Annotated in this window: 18 protein-coding genes; 11 read left to right on the top strand and 7 right to left on the bottom strand. The window is 58.5% G+C overall.

Annotated features, from left to right (window positions below):
* The first annotated feature begins 198 nt into the window (after positions 1–198).
* From atzF to urtE, 8 genes are all read left to right on the top strand, one after another.
* A complete protein-coding gene (gene atzF / locus NQH49_RS03200; protein ID WP_256698359.1) occupies positions 199–1995 on the top strand; it encodes an allophanate hydrolase in 1797 nt (598 codons plus the stop codon).
* A 2-nt stretch (positions 1996–1997) separates the two neighbouring features.
* Complete coding sequence (gene uca, locus NQH49_RS03195; RefSeq protein WP_256698358.1) at positions 1998–5615, top strand: urea carboxylase; 3618 nt, start codon at positions 1998–2000, stop codon at positions 5613–5615.
* A gap of 9 nt (positions 5616–5624) precedes the next feature.
* Positions 5625–6323 carry a GntR family transcriptional regulator gene (locus tag NQH49_RS03190; protein ID WP_256698357.1) on the top strand — a complete coding sequence of 233 codons (699 nt, stop codon included), beginning with the start codon at positions 5625–5627 and terminating at the stop codon, positions 6321–6323.
* A gap of 28 nt (positions 6324–6351) precedes the next feature.
* Positions 6352–7620 carry an urea ABC transporter substrate-binding protein gene (gene urtA / locus NQH49_RS03185; protein ID WP_256698356.1) on the top strand — a complete coding sequence of 423 codons (1269 nt, stop codon included), beginning with the start codon at positions 6352–6354 and terminating at the stop codon, positions 7618–7620.
* Positions 7621–7807: 187 nt separating this feature from the next.
* Positions 7808–9373 (top strand): urea ABC transporter permease subunit UrtB, encoded by a 1566-nt coding sequence (urtB, locus tag NQH49_RS03180; protein ID WP_256698355.1) that lies wholly within the window; start codon positions 7808–7810, stop codon positions 9371–9373.
* Positions 9373–10449, top strand: a complete 1077-nt coding sequence (urtC, locus tag NQH49_RS03175) for an urea ABC transporter permease subunit UrtC (protein WP_256698354.1) — start codon at positions 9373–9375, stop codon at positions 10447–10449. Before urtB ends, urtC begins: the two co-directional genes overlap by 1 nt.
* Complete coding sequence (urtD, locus tag NQH49_RS03170; RefSeq protein WP_061718176.1) at positions 10442–11233, top strand: urea ABC transporter ATP-binding protein UrtD; 792 nt, start codon at positions 10442–10444, stop codon at positions 11231–11233. The genes urtC and urtD overlap by 8 nt, the downstream gene beginning before the upstream one ends.
* Before the next feature lies 1 nt (position 11234).
* Positions 11235–11933, top strand: a complete 699-nt coding sequence (gene urtE, locus NQH49_RS03165; RefSeq protein ID WP_256698353.1) for an urea ABC transporter ATP-binding subunit UrtE — start codon at positions 11235–11237, stop codon at positions 11931–11933.
* A 66-nt stretch (positions 11934–11999) separates the two neighbouring features.
* On the opposite strand, the gene NQH49_RS03160 is transcribed toward urtE, so the two are convergent.
* From NQH49_RS03160 to rbsK, 3 genes are read right to left on the bottom strand one after another with little or no spacing between them, the layout of a single operon-like run.
* On the bottom strand, positions 12000–13013 hold the full coding sequence (locus NQH49_RS03160; protein WP_256698352.1) for an aldose 1-epimerase family protein: 1014 nt from the start codon (positions 13011–13013) through the stop codon (positions 12000–12002).
* On the bottom strand, positions 13010–14335 hold the full coding sequence (gene fucP / locus NQH49_RS03155) for an L-fucose:H+ symporter permease (protein ID WP_008101752.1): 1326 nt from the start codon (positions 14333–14335) through the stop codon (positions 13010–13012). The genes NQH49_RS03160 and fucP overlap by 4 nt, the downstream gene beginning before the upstream one ends.
* 9 nt (positions 14336–14344) lie before the next feature.
* Positions 14345–15262 carry a ribokinase gene (gene rbsK, locus NQH49_RS03150; protein ID WP_256698351.1) on the bottom strand — a complete coding sequence of 306 codons (918 nt, stop codon included), beginning with the start codon at positions 15260–15262 and terminating at the stop codon, positions 14345–14347.
* A 371-nt stretch (positions 15263–15633) separates the two neighbouring features.
* Here rbsK and deoR point away from each other — a divergent pair, with 371 nt between their 5' ends.
* Positions 15634–16398, top strand: a complete 765-nt coding sequence (deoR, locus tag NQH49_RS03145; protein WP_256698476.1) for a DNA-binding transcriptional repressor DeoR — start codon at positions 15634–15636, stop codon at positions 16396–16398.
* Between the two features lie 194 nt (positions 16399–16592).
* Positions 16593–18260: an energy-dependent translational throttle protein EttA gene (ettA, locus tag NQH49_RS03140; RefSeq protein WP_097095007.1), complete on the top strand. Its 1668-nt coding sequence runs from the start codon at positions 16593–16595 to the stop codon at positions 18258–18260.
* A gap of 50 nt (positions 18261–18310) precedes the next feature.
* Here the strand turns inward: ettA and nadR are convergent, their stop codons facing one another.
* The 3 genes from nadR to serB all read right to left on the bottom strand — a co-directional run bounded on the left by nadR (position 18311) and on the right by serB (position 22019).
* Complete coding sequence (gene nadR / locus NQH49_RS03135) at positions 18311–19537, bottom strand: multifunctional transcriptional regulator/nicotinamide-nucleotide adenylyltransferase/ribosylnicotinamide kinase NadR (RefSeq protein ID WP_256698350.1); 1227 nt, start codon at positions 19535–19537, stop codon at positions 18311–18313.
* A gap of 105 nt (positions 19538–19642) precedes the next feature.
* The gene (gene radA / locus NQH49_RS03130) at positions 19643–21028 is read right to left on the bottom strand and encodes a DNA repair protein RadA (RefSeq protein ID WP_007886867.1); all 1386 of its coding nucleotides are present in this window, start codon (positions 21026–21028) and stop codon (positions 19643–19645) included.
* A gap of 13 nt (positions 21029–21041) precedes the next feature.
* The gene (gene serB / locus NQH49_RS03125; protein WP_256698349.1) at positions 21042–22019 is read right to left on the bottom strand and encodes a phosphoserine phosphatase; all 978 of its coding nucleotides are present in this window, start codon (positions 22017–22019) and stop codon (positions 21042–21044) included.
* A gap of 107 nt (positions 22020–22126) precedes the next feature.
* On the opposite strand from serB, the gene NQH49_RS03120 reads away from it, so the two are divergent.
* On the top strand, positions 22127–22807 hold the full coding sequence (locus tag NQH49_RS03120; protein ID WP_256698348.1) for a YtjB family periplasmic protein: 681 nt from the start codon (positions 22127–22129) through the stop codon (positions 22805–22807).
* A 146-nt stretch (positions 22808–22953) separates the two neighbouring features.
* Here NQH49_RS03120 and yjjG read toward each other — a convergent pair whose 3' ends face one another.
* On the bottom strand, positions 22954–23637 hold the full coding sequence (gene yjjG / locus NQH49_RS03115) for a pyrimidine 5'-nucleotidase (protein ID WP_256698346.1): 684 nt from the start codon (positions 23635–23637) through the stop codon (positions 22954–22956).
* Between the last annotated feature and the right edge of the window lie 2 nt (positions 23638–23639).

The following is a 23639-nucleotide window of genomic DNA, read 5'->3' as shown; positions in this document are numbered from 1 at the left end:
CCAACCGTCTCTTGCCATGTTCTTCACAAAATTTACGCTCGCGCACCGCCATTGCGCAGCGTTTGCGCCGCCATTGTGCAATTTATCATCAGAAAAACGTATTACACATCAATTAACTACGCGGTTTCATCGGCTTACAAAAATGGCACGCGCTTTGCTCTGTTGAATTCCATCTTGTATACCAGTTGGAATTCACTCATGGCATCGACCTTTGGCTTTACGCTCCAGGATTGGCAACGCAGTTACCAACAGGATCCACAACAAATTACCGCTTTGCTGGCGGCCCATCTCGACGCCATCGACGCGCAGGATAACGCCTGGCTCTATCTCGCCACGCCAGCGCAGCTGCAGGCACAAATTGAACCGCTGCTGGCGAGCTATCAACGCAACCCGGCCGCGCTGCCGCTGTTTGGCGTGCCGTTTGCGGTAAAAGATAATATCGATGTCGCCGGCTGGCCGACCAGCGCTGCCTGCCCGGCCTTCACCTACACCGCCGAAGCCGATGCCTTTGTCGTCGCGCAGCTCAAAGCAGCAGGCGCGGTGGTGATTGGCAAAACCAACCTCGACCAATACGCCACCGGCTTAGTCGGCACGCGTTCGCCGTTTGGCGCGGTGAGCAACACTTTCAACCCTGATTACGTCAGCGGCGGCTCCAGCTCCGGTTCAGCGTCAGTGTTGGCGCGCGGTTTGGTGGGCTTCTCACTCGGCACCGACACCGCCGGTTCGGGCCGCGTGCCCGCCGGTTTCAACAACATCGTTGGCCTCAAGCCGACCAAAGGCTGGTTCTCCGCCAGCGGCGTGGTGCCGGCTTGCCGCCTCAATGACACCATTTCCGTGTTCGCGTTAACGGTCGACGATGCCTATGCCGTGGCAACCGCAGCGGGCGGCTATGACGCGGGCGATGCCTATTCGCGCAGCAATCCGCACACCGCGCCAGCCCGCTTCAAAGCGCAGCCCGATTTCGCCATTCCCGCCACGCCCGAGTTCTTTGGTGATAAGCAGGCCGAAGCGGCATGGCTGGCGGCGCTGGAGCAATTGCAGGTTGGCGGCGCAACGCTGCATCCGATCGACTTTTCACTATTCCATCAATTAGCCGAGCAGCTCTATTACGGTCCGTGGGTTGCCGAACGCACCGTGGCGGTGGGCGAGATGATCCATCGTCCGGAAGAGATGGATCCGGTGGTGTACGGCATCGTCAGCAGCGGCCTGAAATACACGGCGGTCGAAGCCTATCAGGCGGAATATCTGCGCGCCGAACTGACGCGTCAGATTCAGCAAACGCTGGCGCAGTTCGATGCGCTGGTGGTGCCCACCTCGCCAACCATCCATACGCTGGCCGAAATGCAGCAAGAGCCGGTGCATTACAACTCGCAGTTCGGCACCTACACCAACTTTACCAACCTCGCCGATCTCAGCGCGCTGGCGCTGCCTGCGCCCTTCCGCGCCGATGGTTTGCCCGCCGGCATCACGCTGATTGCGCCTGCCTGGCAGGATCGCGCGCTGGCCGGTTTTGGTGTGCGCTGGCAGCAGCAGATGGCGCTGCCGCTCGGTGCCACCGGCAAAGCGCAGCCTGCTCAGCAAGGCGCATTACCGGTTTCTGCCGATCACGTCCGCGTGGCGGTGGTGGGCGCGCACCTCACCGGCATGCCGCTCAACTTCCAGCTCACTACACGCCAGGCGGTGTTAGTCGAAGAGACGCAAACCGCCAGCAATTACCGCCTGTTCGCCCTGCTCGATGGCCCGATTAAGAAGCCGGGCCTGCTGCGTGGTGAAAGCGGTGCGGCGATCACCGTAGAACTGTGGGATATCCCGCTGGCGCGCTTTGGCGAGTTCGTGGCGGAAATCCCGGCCCCGCTCGGCATTGGCTCGCTGACGCTGGCCGACGGACGCATCGTCAAAGGCTTTATCTGTGAACCGGCCGTGCTGTCGCAGGCGCTGGAAATTACCGAATTTGGCGGCTGGCGCAACTGGCTGGCATCTCTGGGGAGTAAATAAGCATGTTCAGCACCGTTCTGATTGCTAACCGTGGCGAAATCGCCTGCCGCGCCATCCGCACTTTAAAACGCCTCGGCGTGAAAAGCGTTGCCGTCTATTCCGATGCCGATCGCAACGCGCGCCACGTCAAAGACGCTGATGTGGCCATCGCCCTCGGCGGCGACAAAGCCAGCGACAGCTATTTACGCATCGATAAAATCCTCGCCGCCGCGCAGGAAACCGGTGCCGAAGCCATCTGGCCGGGCTACGGTTTCCTGTCAGAAAGCCTGCCGTTTGCCGATGCCTGTGAAAAAGCCGGCATCGCCTTTGTCGGCCCGACCGCGCAGCAGATTGGCGAATTTGGCCTGAAACACCGCGCGCGTGAGTTAGCTGCCAGCGCGGGCGTGCCGATGACACCGGGCACGCCGCTGCTGAGTTCGCTGGATGAAGCCCTGAGCGCCGCCGACACCATCGGTTATCCGGTGATGCTGAAAAGCACCGCGGGCGGCGGCGGCATTGGCCTGACGCGCTGCGCCGACGCCGATGCGCTGGGCAATGCGTGGGAGAGCGTGCGCCGTCTGGGCGAGCAGTTCTTCAGCGATGCGGGCGTGTTTTTAGAACGCTGCATTGACCGCGCACGCCACGTTGAAGTGCAGATTTTTGGCGACGGCAGCGGCAAAGTCATCGCCCTCGGTGAACGCGACTGCTCGCTGCAGCGCCGCAACCAGAAAGTGGTGGAAGAAACGCCGGCACCGAATCTGCCGCAGGCAACGCGTGAAGCGCTGCTCTCTTCCGCCGTTCGCCTCGGCGAACTGGTGAACTATCGCAGCGCCGGAACGGTGGAATATATCTACGACGCCGAACAGGATGCCTTCTACTTCCTCGAAGTGAATACTCGCCTGCAGGTTGAGCATCCGGTCACCGAATGCGTCACCGGCCTCGACCTCGTTGAGTGCATGTTGAAAGTGGCCGCTGGTGATGCCATCGACTGGGCGCGCCTGCAACAGGCTCCGCAAGGCGCATCGATTGAAGTACGTATCTACGCTGAAGATCCGCTGAAAAACTTCCAGCCAAGTCCGGGCGTGTTGACCGGCGTCTGTTTCCCGGATGATGTGCGCGTCGATGGCTGGATCGCTACCGGCAGCGAAGTCTCGGCGTATTACGATCCGATGGTCGCCAAACTGATCGTACATGCTGACACGCGCGAAGCGGCACTGGAAAAGATGCAGCAGGCGCTGGCCGCTACCCAACTGCATGGCATCGCCACCAACCTTGATTATCTGCGTCAGATCGTCGCCACCGACGCCTTCCGCAGCGGCAGCGTGTGGACGCGCTTCCTTGATGGCTTCACGCCCGCCGCCAGCGTGATTGAAGTGCTGCAACCCGGCACCTTCAGCAGCATTCAGGATTTCCCAGGCCGCCTCGGCTACTGGGATATCGGCGTGCCGCCGTCCGGACCAATGGACGATTTCGCCTTCCGCCTCGCCAACCGCATTGTCGGCAACCACGACAGCGCCGCCGGTCTGGAATTCACGCTGCAAGGCCCCACGCTGCGCTTCCACAGCGATGCAGTGATCGCCTTAACCGGCGCCGATTGCCCAGCCGACGTTGATGGCGAGAGCATTGCGTACTGGCAGCCCGTTAGCGTCAAAGCAGGACAAACGCTGACGTTGGGCCGCGCGCAGAGCGGCTGTCGCACCTACTTAGCGGTGCGCAACGGGTTCGACGTGCCGGAATATCTCGGCAGCCGCTCCACCTTCTCGCTCGGTCAGTTTGGCGGCCACGCCGGACGCACCTTACGCGTCGCCGACATGCTGCCAATCTCTCAGCCGCAGCTCGCCGCCTGCACCACGCCCGCGCCGGTTAGCGCACCGCAGGCGCTCGATCATGCGCTGGTGCCGCATTACGGTACGGAATGGCGCATCGGCGTGCTATATGGACCGCACGGCGCACCGGATTTCTTCACCCAGGCGGCGATTGATGAGTTCTTTGCCAGCGACTGGCAGGTGCACTACAACTCCAACCGCCTCGGCGTGCGTTTGGTAGGCCCGAAACCAACGTGGACGCGCGCCAACGGTGGCGAAGCCGGTCTGCATCCCTCAAACGTGCATGACTGCGAATACGCCATCGGCGCGGTGAACTTCACCGGCGACTTCCCGGTGATCCTGACGCACGACGGCCCAAGTCTCGGCGGCTTCGTCTGCCCGGTAACCATCGCCAAAGCTGAGTTGTGGAAAGTTGGCCAGGTGAAACCGGGCGATAAAATCCGCTTCCACCCGATCAGCGCCGACGAAGCGGTGGCGCTGGAAAAAGCCCAGGCGCACAGCGTAGCCACCCTGCGCAGCAGCCACGCGCCAGCCTTTGCCGTGCCCTCTTTAGCGGCCAGCGCTATCGGTTCCGCCACCTTGCTGGCGGCGATCCCTGCCACGGCAACCACGCCAGCGGCGGTTTATCGCCAGGCGGGCGACAAATATGTGCTGATTGAGTACGGCGATAACGTACTGGATTTGGCGCTGCGTCTGCGCGTGCATCTGCTGATGAATGCGCTGCGTGAACGCGCAGTGCCGGGCGTGGAAGAGTTGTCGCCGGGCGTGCGCTCTTTGCAGGTGCGCTACGACAGCCTGATTCTCAGCCAGAAACAGCTGATGCAGCTGCTGCTGGAACTGGAAGCCGGGCTCGGCGATGTCAGCCAGCTGAAAGTACCGTCACGCATTGTCTGGATGCCGATGGCCTTCGAAGACAGCGCTACGCTCGGCGCGGTCGAACGCTATCAAGAAACCGTACGTGCCAGCGCACCGTGGCTGCCAAATAACGTCGATTTTATCCAGCGTATTAATGGTTTAGCGAGTCGTGAAGCGGTGCGCGACACCATTTTTGATGCCAGCTTTCTGATTCTCGGCCTTGGCGATGTCTATCTCGGCGCGCCGTGCGCGGTACCGATCGATCCACGCCATCGCCTGCTGAGCTCCAAATACAGCCCGGCGCGCACCTTTACCGCCGAAGGCACGGTCGGCATTGGCGGCATGTACATGTGCATCTATGGCATGGATTCACCTGGCGGTTATCAACTGGTGGGCCGCACGCTGCCAATCTGGAACAAATTCCTCAAGAACGATCAGTTCGCGGCCGACGAGCCGTGGCTGCTGCACTTCTTCGATCAGGTGCGCTTCTACCCGGTAACGGAAGACGAACTGACGCAGCTGCGCGATGACTTCCGCGAAGGCCGCGCCACGGTGCGCATCGAAGAAACCGTATTCGACTTCGCCGCCCATCACCAATTCCTCGCGGAAAACGCCGCGTCGATCAGCGATTTCCGTCAGCGTCAGTCTGCCGCCTTTGAACAGGAAGTGACGCTGTGGGCGCAGGAAGAGCAGAACGCGCCGCTCACCAGCGAGGAAACCTTGGTGGTGGCTGAAGCCGACGACGATGCGCTGGCAGTGTGCGCCGATATGAACGGCAACATCTGGAAAGTGCTGGTGCAGCCGGGCGATGTGGTGGAAGCCGGTCAAACGCTGATCATCGTGGAAGCGATGAAAATGGAACTGGCGATTGTCGCGCCGCAGGCGGGCACGGTGAAACGCATTGCCTGCCAGGCAGGACGTCCGGTGAGTCCGGGCGATGCCCTGCTGTGGCTGGAATAAGGAGTTGGCATGAACACAAGCCCTCGTAGCAAAGGTCGCCCGGAAGCGCTGGCCGAGAAGGTTTATCAGGCGCTGAAGCAGGACATTTTTGAGTTCCGTCTGATGCCGGGCGACCGCTTCAGCGAAAACGAAATCGCCGATCGGCTGGAAGTGAGCCGCACGCCGGTGCGTCAGGCGCTGTTCTGGCTGGAGCGCGAGGGCTATGTCGAAGTGTGGTTCCGCAGCGGCTGGCAGGTGAAGCCGTTCGACTTCGAATATTTCGAAGAGCTGTACGACTTTCGCACCGTGCTGGAGTGCGAAGCGGTGCGCCGCCTGTGCGCGCTGCCCGCACCGCAGTGCATTGACATGCTGACCGCGCTGAAAAGCTTCTGGATCGATGCGCCGCCGCTGGCCGATGGCAAAGCGGTTTCGGCGCAGGATGAAGCTTTTCACATGGCGCTGGTGGCCGCCGCTGGCAATCAGGAGATGGCGCGCATCCACGCCGAACTGACCGAAAAAATCCGCATCATTCGCCGTCTCGATTTTACCCGTGACGACCGAATGGAGGCGACATACCGCGAGCACGCCCAGATTTTACGGGCGATTTTCCAGCAACAAACCGAGGAGGCGCAGCGCATTTTAACCGACCACATCGCCGTCAGTAAGGCAGAGGTCAGAAAGATCACATTGCATATGTTACAGCAGGCTCGACTTCAACCCATTGAATAACAATACAAACATCGTGAGGGGTTTACTGATGAAAAGACGTTCGTTGCTCAAGGCTTTCGCGCTCTCTGCCTCTGTTGCCAGCATGGGCTTTGCCTTTGCGGCGCAGGCTGCTGACACCATCAAGGTGGGCATTATGTCCTCGCTCTCCGGCACCATGGCGATCTCCGAAACGCCGCTGAAGGATGTGGCGCTGATGACTATCGATGAGATCAACGCCAAAGGCGGCGTGCTGGGCAAAAAGCTGGAACCGGTGGTGGTCGATCCGGCCTCCAACTGGCCGCTGTTCGCTGAGAAAGCGCGCCAGCTGCTGACCCAGGACAAAGTGGCGGCGGTGTTTGGCTGCTGGACTTCGGTATCGCGTAAATCGGTGCTGCCGGTGTTTGAGGAGCTAAACGGCCTGCTGTTCTATCCGGTGCAGTACGAAGGCGAAGAGATGTCACCGAACGTATTCTACACCGGCGCCGCGCCGAACCAGCAGGCGATTCCGGCGGTGGAATACCTGATGAGTGAAGATGGCGGCAGCGCAAAACGCTTCTTCCTGCTGGGCACCGACTACGTCTATCCGCGCACCACCAACAAGATTCTGCGCGCCTTCCTGCACACCAAAGGCGTACAGGATAAAGACATCGAAGAGGTCTATACGCCGTTTGGTTACAGCGATTATCAGACCATCGTCTCCAACATTAAGAAGTTCTCTGCCGGTGGCAAAACGGCGGTGATCTCCACCATCAACGGCGACTCCAACGTGCCGTTCTACAAAGAGCTGGCCAACCAGGGCATCAAAGCCACGGATATTCCAGTGATCGCCTTCTCGGTCGGCGAGGAAGAATTGCGCGGTATCGATACCAAACCGCTGGTCGGACAGTTAGCGGCGTGGAACTACTTCGAGTCGGTGGATAACCCAACCAACGCCAAATTTGTCGCGGATTACCGCGCATACGCCAAGGCGCACAACTTGCCGAACGCTAACACCGTGGTGACCAACGATCCGATGGAAGCGACCTACGTTGGCCTGCATATGTGGGCGCAGGCGGTAGAGAAAGCGGGCACCACCGATGTGGATAAAGTGCGCGCGGCGATGGCGGGACAAACCTTCAAAGCGCCAGACGGTTTCACCCTGACCATGGATAAAACCAACCATCACCTGCACAAGCCAGTGATGATTGGCGAAGTGGAAGAGAACGGTCAGTTCAACGTGGTGTGGCAGACCGAGCAACCGGTGCGCGCCCAGCCGTGGAGCCCGTACATCGCGGGTAACGATAAGAAGCCAGATCATCCGGTGAAATCAACGCAGTAAGGGGTTGTGCTGGCTGTCCCCCTCCTCGGTCCTCCCCCATAAATGGGGGAGGAAGACGTTGCCCAATGCCAGCAATGAACATGCATTTGGCTGCGTCTCCTTCCCCCATTTATGGGGGAAGGCCGGGATGGGGGACAGCAACACCAATCCAAACCCAGCACAACTTCTCACCATCAGGGCCAGAACCATGACAATCCGCCGTTATCTCTGCTGTCTGCTGTTACTGCTGCCCTGGCTCGCCCAGGCGGGCGATGGCGCAGACTTCGCGGCCGCCAGCCGCACGCAACAAGCCACGCTGCTCCAGCAGTGGGCCGCTGCACCGCAGGCTAATCGCCTGCCGCTGCTGCAGGCGCTGCGCAATGAAACCGTGGTCATCGACCAAAAGCAGCAGCCGTTCAGCAAACAGGGCGAGACGCTGCAGCCGCTCGACAGCGCGCAACAACCCAGCGGCGACACTAAAAAGCTATTTATGAATAACCGCCTGCGCGTGCTGATCGCCAGCGCCCTCGCCGCCCACCAGCTGGTGAGTGACGATGCCGCGATCCGTTTACGTGCCGCACAACAACTGCAAAACGATGGCGTCGCCGATATGCTGCCGCTGATTGAACAGCGTCTCGCGCAGGAAAAAGACGCGAAAGTGCACGACGTGCTACTCATGGCAGCGGCCAATCTGCAACTCGCCAGCCCGGATGCGGCGCTGCGCCTCAAAGCCGTCAAACTGCTCGGCGAATCCAGCGATCCCAATATTCAGGCCAGCCTCACGCGCTTAACCCAAGCCAGCAATGAATCCGATGCCCGCGTGCGTGACGCCGCCGCAGCCAGCCTGAAGCAGATTAAACAGCGCCTGATGTGGGGCGATCTGCTTGGCCAGGCGTTTACCGGCTTATCGCTGGGATCGATCTTGTTATTAGCGGCGCTGGGCCTGGCCATCACCTACGGCCTGCTCGGCGTGATCAACATGGCGCATGGCGAAATGCTGATGCTGGGCGCCTACGCGACCTGGTTTGTGCAAAGCCTGTTCCAGCAGTTCGCACCGCAGTGGCTGGCGTGGTATCCGCTGCTGGCGCTGCCGGTGGCGTTTCTGGTTACCGCCTGCATGGGCATGTTGCTGGAGCGCACCATCATCCGCCATCTGTACGGACGTCCGCTGGAAACGCTGCTCGCAACCTGGGGCATCAGCCTGATGCTGATTCAGCTGGTGCGTATGCTGTTTGGCGCGCAGAACCTGGAGGTGGCTAACCCAGGCTGGCTCTCCGGCGGGCTGCAGCTGCTGCCCAATCTGGTGCTGCCGTACAACCGTATCGCGGTGATCCTGTTTGTGTTTGCCGTGCTGGGCCTCACCTGGCTGCTGCTGAATAAAACCCGCCTCGGCCTAAGCGTGCGAGCCGTGACGCAGAACCGCGCGATGGCCGACTGCTGCGGCGTGCCGACCGGACGCATCGATATGCTGGCGTTTGGACTCGGTTCCGGCATCGCTGGACTCGGCGGCGTGGCGCTGTCGCAGCTCGGCAACGTCGGGCCGGAGCTCGGTCAAGGCTACATCATCGACTCCTTCCTTGTGGTGGTGCTGGGCGGCGTCGGCCAACTGGCGGGCACCGTGGTGGCGGCCTTTGGCCTCGGCATTCTTAACAAAGTGCTGGAGCCGCAGATTGGCGCAGTGCTCGGCAAAATCCTCATCCTCGTGCTGATCGTGCTGTTTATCCAGAAACGTCCGCAGGGCCTGTTTGCCTTCAAAGGGAGGGTGATTGACTGATGAGCCAGCCAATGACGTTAACCATCGCGCGCAAAGCGCCGCGCCTGACCATCAGCCTTGGCGTGGTGATCGCCGCGCTGCTGTTGGTGCTGCCGTTCTGCGCCCTGCTGCCCGCCACGCATCCGCTGGCGATCTCCACCTACACGCTGACGCTGGTCGGCAAGATTCTCTGTTACGCCGTGGTCGCGGTAGCGCTCGATTTGGTGTGGGGATACGCTGGGCTGCTGTCGCTGGGTCACGGCCTGTTCTTCGCGCTTGGCGGCTATGCGATGGGCATGTATTTGATGCGTCAGGCATCCGGCGACGGCTTGCCCGCGTTTATGTCCTTCCTTTCATGGAACGAACTGCCGTGGTTCTGGGCGGGCACGCAACATTTTGCCTGGGCGCTGTGCCTGATCATGCTGGTGCCGGGTTTGCTGGCGCTGGTGTTTGGCTTCTTCGCCTTCCGCTCGAAAATCAAAGGCGTCTACTTCTCGATCATGACGCAGGCGCTGACCTACGCCGGCATGCTGCTGTTTTTCCGCAACGAAACCGGCTTCGGCGGCAACAACGGTTTTACCGGCTTTACCACGCTGCTTGGCTTTAACGTCACTGCGACCGGCACGCGCATCGGGCTGTTTGTCGCCACGGTGCTGCTGTTGCTGGTGAGCCTCGGCATTGGCTTCGCGCTGGCACGCAGCAAGTTTGGCCGTGTGCTGACCGCCGTGCGCGATGCGGAGAACCGCCTGATGTTCGTCGGTTACGATCCCAAAGGCTTCAAGCTGTTTGTCTGGACGCTTTCGGCGGTGCTGTGCGGGCTGGCGGGCGCGCTCTATGTGCCGCAGGTCGGCATTATCAATCCCAGCGAGATGTCGCCGACCAACTCGATTGAGGCGGCGATTTGGGTGGCGCTGGGCGGACGCGGCACCTTGATTGGTCCGCTGCTCGGTGCCGCCATCGTCAACGGGGCCAAAAGCTGGTTTACCGTCGCCTTCCCGGAATATTGGCTGTTCTTCCTTGGCCTGATGTTTATCCTGGTCACGCTGTTCCTGCCGCGTGGCGTGATTGGCCTGCTGCGCCGGAGGCGTGATGACTGAACAACTGTTTACCCAACCTCATCCCTCGGATCGTCATCGTGAACAAACCGATCCAGTATTGCAGCTGGAGAAGATCAACGTGTCATTCGACGGTTTCCGCGCGCTAACCGATCTCTCGCTGAAGATCGGCGTCGGCGAATTGCGCTGCGTGATCGGCCCCAACGGCGCGGGAAAAACCACGCTGATGGATGTGATCACCGGTAAAACCCGGCCGGATAATGGCCAGGTGATCTACGACCAGGATACCGATCTCAGCAAAATGTCGCCGGTGGAGATCGCGCGTGCCGGTATTGGACGCAAGTTCCAGAAACCCACGGTTTTCGAAGCGCTGACGGTGTTTGAGAATCTGGAAATCGCGCTGAAAAATGACAAATCGGTGTGGGCAAGTCTGCGTGCGCGGCTGAACGGCGAGCAGCAGGATCGCATTGATGAGGTGCTGAAACTGCTGCGGCTGGGCGGTGAACGCCAGCGCAAAGCCGGTTTGCTGTCGCACGGTCAGAAGCAGTTTCTGGAGATCGGCATGTTGCTGGTGCAGGACCCGCATCTGCTGCTGCTGGATGAACCGGCGGCCGGCATGACCGATGCCGAAACCGAGTACACCGCCGAGCTGTTTCGCAGCCTCGCCGGGAAGCATTCGCTGATGGTGGTTGAGCATGACATGGGCTTTGTTGAAACCATTGCCGATCACGTCACCGTGCTGCATCAGGGCCAGGTTTTGGCCGAGGGATCGTTACGCGAAGTGCAGGCGGACGATCGGGTTATCGACGTTTATCTGGGGCGTTAATATGCTGCAAGTCGCGGAACTGAATCAATATTACGGCGGCAGCCACATTCTGCGCGGCCTGTCGTTTGAAGCGAAACCGGGTGAAATTACCTGCCTGCTGGGACGCAACGGCGTGGGCAAAACCACGCTGCTGAAATGTTTGATGGGGCTAATTCCGGCCAAGTCCGGCGAGATTCGCTGGCAGGATAACGTGATCAACAGCCGCAAGCCACACCAGCGCGTGCAGGCGGGTATCGCTTATGTGCCGCAGGGGCGCGAAATTTTCCCGCGCCTGACGGTGGAAGAGAATCTGCTGATGGGGCTGGCGCGTTTTTCTGGCGCACAGGCCAAAGCGGTGCCGGAGGAGATTTATCGACTGTTCCCGGTGCTGCGTGAGATGAAAGCACGCCGCGGCGGCGATCTGTCGGGCGGACAGCAGCAGCAATTGGCAATTGGCCGCGCCCTCGCCTGTTCACCAAAGCTGTTGATCCTCGATGAACCCACCGAAGGGATCCAGCCGTCGGTGATCAAGGAGATCGGTGCGGTGATCCGCCAACTGGCGCAGCGCGGCGATATGGCGATTCTGCTCGTCGAGCAGTTTTACGATTTCGCCGCCGAACTGGCCGATAGCTATCTGGTGATGTCGCGCGGCGAGATCGTGCAGCGCGGTGCCGGCTCCGCAATGGAAGCTGACGGCGTGCGCGGGTTGGTGGCGATTTAGTTGCATCATTTTCGTAGGGTGCGCATTCATGCGCACCTGGAAACCAGGTCGCCATAAATGGCGCCCCTACAAAATACCAGTTTCAACGCTAAAGTGACGCTGTTCGCCAGGTGCCAACTCAATCAACGTGTCGGCGCGCTGCGCTGCTTTGAAACCTTCCGGGCGGCAGGTTGACGGCAGCACATAGGCGGCGACCTGCTGATCGCGGTTGTGCAGCATCCAGCGCGTGGCGTGCGGGAATTGCTGGCTGGAGAAGCGCGTCATCAGGGCAAATCCCTGCGGTGAGTGCAGTTCGAACTGCATCTCATCGCCGTACTGCTGGAGATCGTCCGCAAAGAACACGATCTCCGGATCGCACATCTCAGGTTGATCCAGCTGCTGAAACGCCTGCGGATCGCGCGACAGCCGATCGGTATACGCGCGCCACTGCGGTGTAGGCTTCACGTGTGCCGGGATCGAGCTGCGCAACTGGAAAGCATCGGTCGGGATCGACTGCTGGAAACGGCCTTGATCCAGCCAGGCGCTGTTCAGATGACACATATACTGCAGCGGCATCGGCGCACCCGCCAGGTTGGTGACGTTCATCTCGATGTGCAGGCGCGCCGCATTGGCCTCAAGGCGCACCGCCGGTGCGGCAAGATAGTGATGGCCGAAGCCCTTCACATACTCGGTTTCGCCCTCCAGCGACACGCGATCCTCCTCCAGCACCATCCACGCGCTGTCCATGCGCGCGCAGGCCATTTCGCCGTGCAGCGGATGTTCGTCATCCTCTGCCGGGCAGCCGTTAGCCAGCAGCCCAGAGTGGAAAGCAAAGCAGCCGTAGGTATCAATGATCGAACTGCCGGGCAGCGGCTGCTTAAAGCTGTGGCCCATGGTGAGCGAATGGCCGTCAAAGTTGGCGTCCCACACCATCTGACCGTAAAACGGCAGCACGATCACCGTGCCGCGTGGGTTGCTGATGCGCACCGCTTCCACGCCTGCGGGATAGCGAAACAGCTCGACGTGGAACGTCTCGTTGCGCAGCAGCGTGGCGGGCGTTTCGTGAAACTGCTCACGACGTAACGGTAAACGGGTTTTCATGGCATCTCCTCGACTAAACGACCGGCCGCTTCCGCCTGCTTTTTATGGCGCAGCTCGCCCCAGAAGAAGTAACCGACCCAGGCGAAGCACAGCAGCGAAACGCCGAACGCCAGCTGCATGGATCCCAGATGATCGGAGACGAAGCCCTGAATCGCAGGAATAAAGGCGGCACCGACAATCGACATCACGATAAACGCGCCCGCCACTTCGGTGTATTTATTATCGACAGTCGCCAGCGTACCGGCATAGATCGTCGCCCAGCATGGACCAAACAGCGCGCTGACAAAGATCGCGGCATACACGGCAGTAAAGTTCGGCACAAACATCACATACGCCAGCGCGAGAACACCCAGCAGCGAGTAGGCAATCAACACTTTCTCCGCACGGAAGCGCGTCATCAGGAAGTTGGCGATAAATTTACCGATAAAGAAACCGATGAAGCTATAGATCATGAAGTTAGAGGCATGACGCTCATTGATCGCGCCAAGCGTCAGCGCCAGACGAATGGTGAACGACCACACCGCCACCTGCATGCCGACATACAGGAACTGCGCCACAATGCCGCGTTTGAAGTGACGATTCGCCGCCAGATAGCGGAAGGTCTCGCCGAGCGACGGCAGGGATTTTTCACTGCTTTCCGGCTTACAGCGCGGATAGCGGGTGAACAGGAACAGCAGCATCACCACCACCAAAACCATCACCAGATATTTGTAGGGTTCCAGCGTGTGCTCGAGCATAGTGAGACGGAACGCATGCGCCTGTTCAGCGTTCATGCCCGCCAGCTGACTTTCCAGACTGTCGCCCTCCTGGAATACCAGATATTTGCCCAGCACGATCCCCATTAATGCACCGACCGGATAGAACGTCTGGCTGATATTGAGGCGCAGCGTGGCGTGATCGCGATGACCAATCATCGAGCTATAGGTATTGGCAGCGGTTTCGAGGAAGCTCAAACCGATAGCGATGGCGAAAATCGCCGCGAGGAACATGGTGTAGGTCGCCATGTGCGAAGCGGGATAGAACAGCACGCAGCCCACGATATACAGCGCCAGTCCCAGCAAAATCGCCAGTTTATAGGTGGCTTTGCGGATCACCAGCGAGGCCGGAATGGCGATCAGGAAGTAGCCGCCGTAGAACGCACTCTGCACCAGCGCGCTGGCGAAATCGCTTAACGCGAACACGCTTTTGAACTGGGTGATCAGGATGTCGTTCAGACTCGCCGCACAGCCCCACAACGGGAACAGGCACGAGAGCAAAATGAACTGGAACAGCGGCGTTTTATTCAGATAGCCATCAGATTGCTGAACAATGTTCGGTTGCATAACTCGACCTCAGTGAACGTTGAGAAAACGCTGGAAGGTTTCCGCGTCGGGATAGGAGCGCTGCGTGCCGCGACCGGTCACGCTGCAGGCGGCATAAGCAGAGGCTTGCGCCATCGCGGCCGGAATATCGCCGCTTTTCACCAGCTCGTGAGCAAAGCAGCCGATAAAGGCATCGCCCGCGCCGCTGGTGTCGACCGCTTTTACCGCAGTCGGTGCGACCTGATGCACATTGTCGCCGGACATCCACAGCGAACCGCGTCCGCCCAGCGTGATGATCAGGTTTTTCAGCCCGCGTTTAAGCAGCGATTGCCCCGCCAGTTTCACCTCTTCATCGGTGGTGACCGGCATGCCGGTGAGGATCTCCAGCTCGGTTTCGTTTGGCATGAAAAAGTCGCATTTGCAGGCGTATTCGATATTGAGATCGGCTACCGCCGGTGCCGGATTGAGGATCACTTTGATGTCGTGCTGGCGGGCAAAATCAATGGCGTAATAGACGGTTTCCAGCGGGACCTCCAGTTGCAGAATGATCAGCTGGCAGCTTTTCAGCGCGTCGGCGGCGGCATCAATATCCGCCGGTTTCAGCTGCTGGTTGGCACCTTTGATAATCAGAATGCGGTTCTGCGACTGATCGTCAACGAAGATCGGTGCCACGCCGCTGGAGGTGCCTGGCGCGGTGGTGACAAAACGGGTATCCACGCCCTGCTGTTGCAGATTGGCCACGGTATTCGGCGCAAACAGATCGTCGCCGACTTTGCTCACCATCATCACGCTGGCGCCCATCTTCGCCGCTGCCACCGCCTGATTAGCACCTTTACCGCCACAGCCGATAGCAAAATCAGGTGCTTCCAGCGTTTCGCCCGCTTTAGGCAACTGATTGGTATAGGTAATGAGGTCCACCATATTTGACCCAATAACCGCAATATCCATTGTTTTCTCCCGGTGAATTTTTAACGTTATAATGTTATTAAAATCACAATATCAGGTTAATAAAGTTAATTATGTGATAAATTTCACACCTCAACATCATGACAAAAAGCCGATAAACAGCCATTCATTCATGGAAATGAATGTTATTATTCTAACAATGCAACAACATTGAGCAGGCAACCTGGCGGCGAGCGAAGCGGCTAGAGAGCAACATATTGGCGGCACTGCGTGAGGTTTGCGGGCCGATCTCATTACAGGTAAGATTGAAAACTGGCCTGCTGGATACGTCGCAAATCATTAAAATATGTGAGATTTATCGTGATTTTTGACCAGGCTACTTCGACTTCAGGATTAATTACGCAGAGATGATCATGGAAACCCGGCGCGACGAACGTATTCACAAGTTGGCTCAGGCGCTGAAACGCACCGATAAACTGCATCTGAAAGACGCGGCGCAGCTGCTGGGCGTGTCGGAAATGACTATCCGCCGCGATCTCACCGAACCGGCTTCAACCGTGGTGCTGCTGGGCGGCTATATCGTTAGCGATCCCAAAAGCCACGCCGGGCACTACTTCATCTCCGATCAGCACGGTCAGAACGCCGCACGCAAGCAGCGCCTGGCGCAGGCTGCTGCGGATCTGATCAGTGAAAATGACACGGTGTTTTTTGATTGCGGCACCACGCTGCCCTACATCGTGGATGCGATCCCTGACACCTTGCCGTTCACCGCCATCTGTTGCGCGATGAACACTTTCCTGGCGCTGAAAGAGAAACCGGCCTGCAACGTGATTCTCAGCGGCGGCGAGTTCCACGCCGACAACGCGCTGTTCACGCCGATTGGCGCGCATTCTATCCTCGACGATCTCTGCCCGACGCTGGCGTTTATTTCAGCGGCAGGCATCGATCAGGAACAGGGCGCAACCTGCTACAACATTAACGAGCTGGCGATGAAGCACCACGCGATGCTGCGCGCACGTCAGCGCGTGCTGGTGGCGGACAGCAGTAAATTTGGCAAAGTGCTGCCGGCGCGCATTGGTGAACTGCGCCGTTTTGATTTGCTGGTCAGCGATAGCGCGCCCGAACCGGCGCTGAAGAGCTGGCTGGCGCAACAAAACATCCCGCTGCGTTTGCCATAAGTTGATGATATTGCATGTGGTCACCATAAATGGCGACCCTACAAAAGCGTGCAGATGTGTTGTAGGGTCGCCATCTATGGTGACCGATAAAGACCGCGGCAAGCCGATGTATGACGGGTATGAATAAAAGGTGAAAACAGCTAAACTTCTGTACCTAAAGTTCATAACTCACAGACCAAAAGGCTCAATCCAACGTGGCTCAATTCGTCTATAGCATGCATCGCGTCGGCAAGGTCGTTCCGCCGAAGCGTCACATCCTGAAGAATATTTCTCTTAGCTTCTTCCCTGGAGCAAAAATCGGTGTACTCGGCCTGAACGGCTCGGGTAAATCGACGCTGCTGCGCATCATGGCCGGTATCGATACCGATATTGAAGGGGAAGCACGCCCGCAGCCGGGCATCAATGTGGGTTATCTGCCGCAGGAACCGCAGCTGAACCCGGAGCACACCGTGCGTGAATCCGTTGAAGAAGCGGTTTCAGAAGTGGTTGGCGCGCTGAAGCGTCTCGACGAAGTGTATGCGCTGTATGCCGATCCCGATGCGGACTTCGATAAGCTGGCCGCTGAACAGGGTCGTCTGGAAGAAGTGATCCAGGCGCATGATGGTCACAACCTCGATACCCAACTGAACCGTGCGGCTGATGCGATGCGTCTGCCAGACTGGGATGCCAAAATCGCGACCCTTTCTGGTGGTGAGCGCCGTCGCGTGGCGCTGTGCCGTCTGCTGCTGGAAAAGCCAGACATGCTGCTGCTCGACGAACCAACCAACCACCTGGATGCCGAATCCGTGGCGTGGCTCGAGCGCTTCCTGCACGACTTCGAAGGCACCGTTGTGGCGATCACGCACGACCGTTACTTCCTGGATAACGTGGCTGGCTGGATTCTGGAGCTGGACCGCGGCGAAGGTATTCCGTGGGAAGGTAACTACTCTTCCTGGCTGGAGCAGAAAGATCAGCGTCTGGCGCAGGAAGCGTCTTCTGAAGCGGCGCGTCGCAAATCTATCGAGAAAGAGCTGGAGTGGGTGCGTCAAGGCGCGAAAGGCCGTCAGTCCAAGGGCAAAGCCCGTCTGGCACGCTTTGAAGAGCTGAACAACACCGATTACCAGAAGCGTAACGAAACCAACGAACTCTTCATTCCACCTGGCGCACGCCTCGGCGACAAAGTGCTGGAAGTGACCAACCTGAAGAAATCGTATGGCGATCGCGTACTGATCGACGATCTGACCTTCTCGGTACCGAAAGGTGCGATTGTCGGCATCATCGGTCCGAACGGCGCGGGTAAATCAACGCTGTTCCGCATGATGTCAGGTCAGGAGCAACCGGATTCCGGCACCATCGAGCTGGGCGAAACCGTCAAGCTGGCGTCGGTTGATCAGTTCCGTGACGCGATGGACAACTCCAAAACCGTGTTTGAAGAAGTGTCTGGCGGTCAGGATATTATGCGCGTGGGCAACACCGAGATGCCAAGCCGTGCTTACGTTGGTCGTTTCAACTTCAAAGGCACCGATCAGGGCAAACGCGTTGGTGAATTGTCAGGTGGTGAGCGCGGTCGTCTGCACCTCGCCAAGCTGCTGCAAGTCGGCGGCAACCTGTTGCTGCTCGATGAACCAACCAACGACCTCGACATCGAAACCCTGCGCGCGCTGGAAAACGCCCTGCTGGAATTCCCTGGCTGTGCCATGGTGATCTCGCATGACCGTTGGTTCCTCGACCGTATCGCCACCCACATCATCGATTATCAAGATGAAGGCAAGGTGGAGTTCTTCGAAGGTAACTTCACCGAGTACGAAGAATACAAGAAACGCACCCTCGGCGCCGACGCGCTGGAGCCGAAACGTATCAAGTACAAGCGTATGGCGAAGTAAGGCTTTTGCTGTAAAAAAGGCGCCGCATGGCGCCTTTTTTTATGGCTGAATCAACTGCCCAGCATCTGCTTCACTAACTCGACGCAGCGCAGGAAGCGCGTGTCGTAGTCATCTTCTTTGACGTGAACAAACTCGATATTGTTTTCACGCAGCATGGTGATCAGCATGGTCTGGAACTCGCGGCGATCCATGGAACTGCCGAGGCTGCGCAATCCATCCGCCACCCAGGGCACGTTATTTTCCAGCAAAATCACCAGGTCGAAACGGTACTCATCAATCAACGCCTGCACAAACGGGTGCTCGCGTCCTTCATACTTGAGGCAAAACGCCTGCGTGGTGATGAAATCGGTATCGATAAAGGCGACTTTGCTGGCGTACTTCACGGCGAAGTCGATGTACTGCGCCTGGCCCAGCGCGATTTTGTCGTAGTCGGAATATTGCAGCGCCATCTCGTCGCCACCGAGGTGCGAGAAAACATAATCGCGGCCATATTCCCATGCGCTGGTGGTGTTGAAGATATTCGCCAGCTTGTTCACCAGCGTTGATTTGCCGCTCGACTCGCCGCCCAGCACCGCCACGGTGCGCACGAAGAACGGCTTCACTTCGGTGGGAATGTATTCCCAGTAGCGGAACGGATCCTGACGAATCTGGCCGCCGCTGATGTTCATAAAGGATCGATTAGGATCGATCACCACCGCCGGAATGCCAAGGTGCTGCTCATACATTGCGGCATCGGGTTCTTCACTGGTGTAGACACAATTTGGTTCGATGCCCTGCTCAGCCAGAAAGGTTTTGACGCCGCCGCTCCACACATCCCAGCCGTGCGGATAAGGTTCAATGCCCTCTTCGTCAAACGAATGGATGCGGATATTTTTCTGGTATTTGAAGGTTTGCAGCAACCAGCGTAGTCGATCGCTGATGGTCGGCTGCTGCGACATGGCGCTGTTTTCAAACAGTTCACGATCGCGCGGCTCGTCGTGGCCCATGATGATATGCAGTTCATCGACCTGACTGCAGGCGCGCTGGATCAGATAAATATGGCCGGTATGCAGCGGATAAAATTTCCCGAACACCACACCAACGGTTTTATCACGGCGCGGAAATTCCAGGCCAAGAAAACGGTGCAGCGCTTCCAGCTTCTGCGCGCTCGGGCTTTTGATTTTGGCGTTGAGCAGCTGGCTTAAGTAGCCTTTGGTCATTCCGCTGGCGTCGGCAACCTGCTGCAGCGTGTGGCCTTGCTGGCGAATGGCTGTTTTCAGGTAGTCAAATGATGACATTGCGTGCCTCCTGCGTGGAATAAAGGGCGGTGCGGCCTTTAAGACGGTGCGCATAAATGCGCACCCTACAAATGTAGGGTCGGCATGAATGCCGACCGGGAAAACTTACAACTCATCCAGAATCGCTAACGCATCCGCCAGCTTCTTCGCGCTGTACACCTTCATCCCTTCTACCGGTTTCTTCGGTGCATTACCGGCCGGAACGATGGCGCGCTTGAAACCGTGCTTCGCCGCTTCGGAAATCCGCTCCTGACCGCTCGGCACCGGGCGAATTTCGCCGGCAAGGCCCACTTCGCCAAAGATAACCAGATCCTGCGGCAGCGGACGATCGCGGAAGCTCGATACCATCGCCATCAGCAGCGCCAAATCGACGCTGGTTTCGGTGACTTTTACGCCGCCGACCACGTTAACAAACACATCCTGATCCGCCATCTGCAAGCCGCCATGGCGATGCAGCACCGCTAACAGGATCGCCAGGCGATTCTGCTCCAGCCCAACCGCGACGCGGCGTGGATTGCCCATCATCGAATGGTCCACCAGCGCCTGAATCTCGACCAGCAGCGGACGCGTGCCTTCCCACAGCACCATTACCGAACTGCCCGAGGTGATCTCATCACCGCGTGACAGGAAGATGGCCGAAGGATTGCTGACTTCGCGCATGCCTTGTTCGGTCATGGCAAACACGCCCAGCTCATTCACCGCGCCAAAGCGGTTTTTATGGCTGCGCAAGGTACGGAAACGGGAATCGGCATCGCCATCCAGCATCACCGAACAGTCGATACAGTGTTCCAGCACCTTCGGACCGGCCAGCGAACCGTCTTTGGTGACGTGACCGACCATAATGATCGCCACGCCGCGCGTTTTGGCGAAGCGCGTCAGGTACGCCGCCGTTTCACGCACCTGCGCCACGCTGCCTGGCGAGGATTGGATCTCCGCCATGTGCATCACCTGGATCGAGTCGATCACCATCAGTTTCGGCTGCTCCTGCTCGGCGATCAGGCAGATCTGCTCGATGCTGGTTTCCGACAACATGTTGAGGTTTTCGGTGGGTAATCCCAGACGATGGGCGCGCATCGCCACCTGTTGCAGTGATTCTTCGCCGGTGACGTACAGGGTTTTCATCCCTTCCGCCAGCTTGCACATGACCTGCAGCAGCAGCGTCGATTTACCGGCGCCCGGATTACCACCAATCAAGATGGCGCTGCCCGGCACCACGCCGCCGCCCAATACGCGATCGAACTCTTTGAAACTGGTAGAGAAACGCGGCAGGGCTTCGAGGCTGATCTCTGAAAGCTTCTGCACGCGGCTCACGCCCGCGTTGCCGCCGGCATAACCGCTCAGACGCTCGTTACGCGCCGCCGCAGGCGAGGCGGCAATGCGCACCTCGGTGATGGTGTTCCACGCATGGCAGGCGCTGCATTGCCCCTGCCAGCGCGGATAATCAGCGCCGCATTCGTTACAAACGAAGGCGCGTTTTGCCGCTTTGGCCAAATCAAATCCTCAGTTAACGCTCTTCGTGAATCAGGCTGCCGGTCAGGATGCAGAACACGCCCATCAGGTCAGCATGGCGGATGATGATTTCCGTCTGCTCATTCACTTTAGGTTTAGCATGATAGGCGATACCCAGCGCCGCCGTTTTAATCATCGGCAGATCGTTGGCACCATCGCCAATCGCCACGGTCTGTTCCGGGGCAATATTAAAGCGCTCGGCAAGATCGTTCAGGGTATCGGCTTTAAATTGGGCATCGACAATCTGTCCCAGCACCTGGCCGGTCAGCTTGCCGTCGCGAATTTCCAGCTCGTTGGCCACCGCCGCAGCTAAATGCAGCGTCTGGCGCAAATAGTCGGCGTAGAAGGTGAAGCCGCCCGAGGCGATCGCCACCTGCCAGCCCAGCGCCTGCAGTTTCTGCACCAGCGTGGTTAAGCCTGGCATCAGCGGCAGCGCGTCGCGCACCTGCATCAGGATATTGGCATCCGCGCCCGCTAAAGTGCCGACGCGCTCGCGCAGGCTGGCTTTGAAATCCAGCTCGCCACGCATGGCGCGTTCGGTGACGTCCGCCACCTGCTCACCGCAGCCCGCCAGCTTGGCGATCTCATCGATGCACTCAATCTGGATCGCGGTGGAATCCATGTCCATCACCAGCAAGCCAGGGGTTTTCAGATGCGGGATTTTGCCGAGCGGCGCCACATCAAAACCGGCTTCATGCGCCAGTTTGCTGGCGCGCGGCGTCAGCGAGCCTGCCAGACGTATCACCTGATACTCATCGACATTCCAGGCGCTGACGATCACCATCGCCGCACCCAGCTTATGCTGATAATCGGTGAGTTTTTGTTTATCGAGCCCGCGCCCATACAGCAACCAGCCAGTTCGACCGGCACGGTAATCCAGCGGCATCACTTCATCACCGCTGAGGGAAAGGGGTAAACCCGGCCAAAGTGAAACATCGGCGGGCAGATCGCACCAGGTAAGACGATTTGGCATTACAGCTCCTGTAGGGACAACAAAACCACGCAAGAGGCTACCTTGTCTGCGCGGGTTCTGGCAACATAATTGCCAGCCTTTCTGCTGTTACATCACACGGGTTTCTGATGGTTAAAACCGCACTGAAATTTCGCCTGCATCGCACGGTGATTGTTCTTATCTCGCTGGCTCTGTTAGTGGTTCTGATGCAAGGTGCATCCTGGTTTAGCCTCGGCCATCAAATGGCACGCTCTGAACAAGTGGAAGAACTGGCGCGCACGCTGACTAAACAGGTGGCGTTTAGCCTTAAACCTTTGATGGATAACAGCGACGATAACCGCACGCAGATTGCCGCGATCCTCAATCAGATGACCGATAACAGCCGTATTCTTGATGCCTCCGTTTACGCCGATGATGGCAGCCTGGTGGCGCACAGCGGCGAAAGCATTAATGTGCGCGATCGCCTGTCGCTGGATGGTAAACGCGCCGGCAGCTACTTTAACCATCAAATTGTGCAACCGCTGGAAGGCAAAGATGGCCCGCAAGGCTTCCTGCGCGTCACGCTGGATACCCACGTGCTGGTAACGGAATCGCGTCAGGTGGATAACACCACTAACATCCTGCGCCTGATGATGTTACTGGCGCTGGCCATCGGCATTATCCTTACGCGCACCCTGCTGCGTGACCGCCGCACCCGCTGGCAGCAATCGCCGTTCCTGCTAACGGCGAGCCGCACGGTGAAAGAGGATAAAGAGAAAGAGGAAGAAGAGACGCAGACGGCAATATCAGAGACAGAAAAAGAGCGTTAACGATCTCTCCGTTTCCTCCTCAGCACCTTCATGAATAGATTCGTGAATAGATTCGTGAATAGATACTTGAATAGATTTTTTGCACAAAGAAGCCCGCACAGCGGGCTTCTTAGCATCATCACAATGATAACGGTGAATAGATACTTTTAATCTTTGGTCAGAATCGCTTCCAGCTCGGCCAGCGTCTTTACTTGCCAGGTCGGCGTGATGTGATCGGGTAACGGACGCGTACCGTGATCGATCCAGCAAGTCTTGAGACCGGCATTCATGCCGCCGAGAATATCCGATTCCGGCGTATCGCCGACCATCAGCACGCGGCTGCGATCCGGATTGCCCAACAAGGCCAGCGTATGGTCGAAGATCGCCACGTCAGGTTTCGGTACGCCAACTTCTTCAGAAATCACCAACGCATCAAACACATCGCGGAAACCGGTGCGCTCAAGGCGCGCCTGTTGTAGCGCGGTGAAACCGTTGGTGATGATGGCGATCTTCACCTTGCCTTTCAGCGTCTCCAGCAGATGCGCTGCGCCTTCCAGCGGCAGGCAGATATCGGCCATCGCGCTGAGGAAATCGCTGTTGAGCACTTCCGGCGCGACGCTGAGCTTTTCGCCCCACAAGGTGAAGCGGCGCGTTTGCAGCTGCAACGCGGAAATGGTGCCGTTCTGGTAATCGACCCACAGCGGCTTGTTGATCGCCTGATAATCGGTGTAATCCTGCGCCGAAAATTGCACGTCATAGCGGGCAAACATGCGCTGCAAACCGGCGTAAGCATCGAAATGGAAAAGCGTGTCGTCTGCATCAAACAGGATGCAGTCCCAATCGTTTAGCATGG

Source organism: Pantoea trifolii, from assembly GCF_024506435.1.
Lineage (GTDB): Bacteria > Pseudomonadota > Gammaproteobacteria > Enterobacterales > Enterobacteriaceae > Pantoea > Pantoea trifolii.
Note: the sequence above shows the minus strand (reverse complement) of the source record. Positions and strands in the feature narration are given on the sequence as shown.

Excerpts from the sequence above, each read along its gene's own strand:
- NQH49_RS03160 (WP_256698352.1), bottom strand. The coding sequence starts at position 13,013 with ATGAAAACCCGTTTACCGTTACGTCGTGAGCAGTTTCACGAAACGCCC.
- atzF (WP_256698359.1), top strand. The coding sequence starts at position 199 with ATGGCATCGACCTTTGGCTTTACGCTCCAGGATTGGCAACGCAGTTAC.
- uca (WP_256698358.1), top strand. The coding sequence starts at position 1,998 with ATGTTCAGCACCGTTCTGATTGCTAACCGTGGCGAAATCGCCTGCCGC.
- nadR (WP_256698350.1), bottom strand. The coding sequence starts at position 19,537 with ATGTCATCATTTGACTACCTGAAAACAGCCATTCGCCAGCAAGGCCAC.
- NQH49_RS03120 (WP_256698348.1), top strand. The coding sequence starts at position 22,127 with ATGGTTAAAACCGCACTGAAATTTCGCCTGCATCGCACGGTGATTGTT.
- urtB (WP_256698355.1), top strand. The coding sequence starts at position 7,808 with ATGACAATCCGCCGTTATCTCTGCTGTCTGCTGTTACTGCTGCCCTGG.
- rbsK (WP_256698351.1), bottom strand. The coding sequence starts at position 15,262 with ATGGATATTGCGGTTATTGGGTCAAATATGGTGGACCTCATTACCTAT.
- deoR (WP_256698476.1), top strand. The coding sequence starts at position 15,634 with ATGGAAACCCGGCGCGACGAACGTATTCACAAGTTGGCTCAGGCGCTG.
- fucP (WP_008101752.1), bottom strand. The coding sequence starts at position 14,335 with ATGCAACCGAACATTGTTCAGCAATCTGATGGCTATCTGAATAAAACG.
- urtD (WP_061718176.1), top strand. The coding sequence starts at position 10,442 with ATGACTGAACAACTGTTTACCCAACCTCATCCCTCGGATCGTCATCGT.
- yjjG (WP_256698346.1), bottom strand. The coding sequence starts at position 23,637 with ATGCTAAACGATTGGGACTGCATCCTGTTTGATGCAGACGACACGCTT.
- serB (WP_256698349.1), bottom strand. The coding sequence starts at position 22,019 with ATGCCAAATCGTCTTACCTGGTGCGATCTGCCCGCCGATGTTTCACTT.
- urtA (WP_256698356.1), top strand. The coding sequence starts at position 6,352 with ATGAAAAGACGTTCGTTGCTCAAGGCTTTCGCGCTCTCTGCCTCTGTT.
- NQH49_RS03190 (WP_256698357.1), top strand. The coding sequence starts at position 5,625 with ATGAACACAAGCCCTCGTAGCAAAGGTCGCCCGGAAGCGCTGGCCGAG.
- urtE (WP_256698353.1), top strand. The coding sequence starts at position 11,235 with ATGCTGCAAGTCGCGGAACTGAATCAATATTACGGCGGCAGCCACATT.
- urtC (WP_256698354.1), top strand. The coding sequence starts at position 9,373 with ATGAGCCAGCCAATGACGTTAACCATCGCGCGCAAAGCGCCGCGCCTG.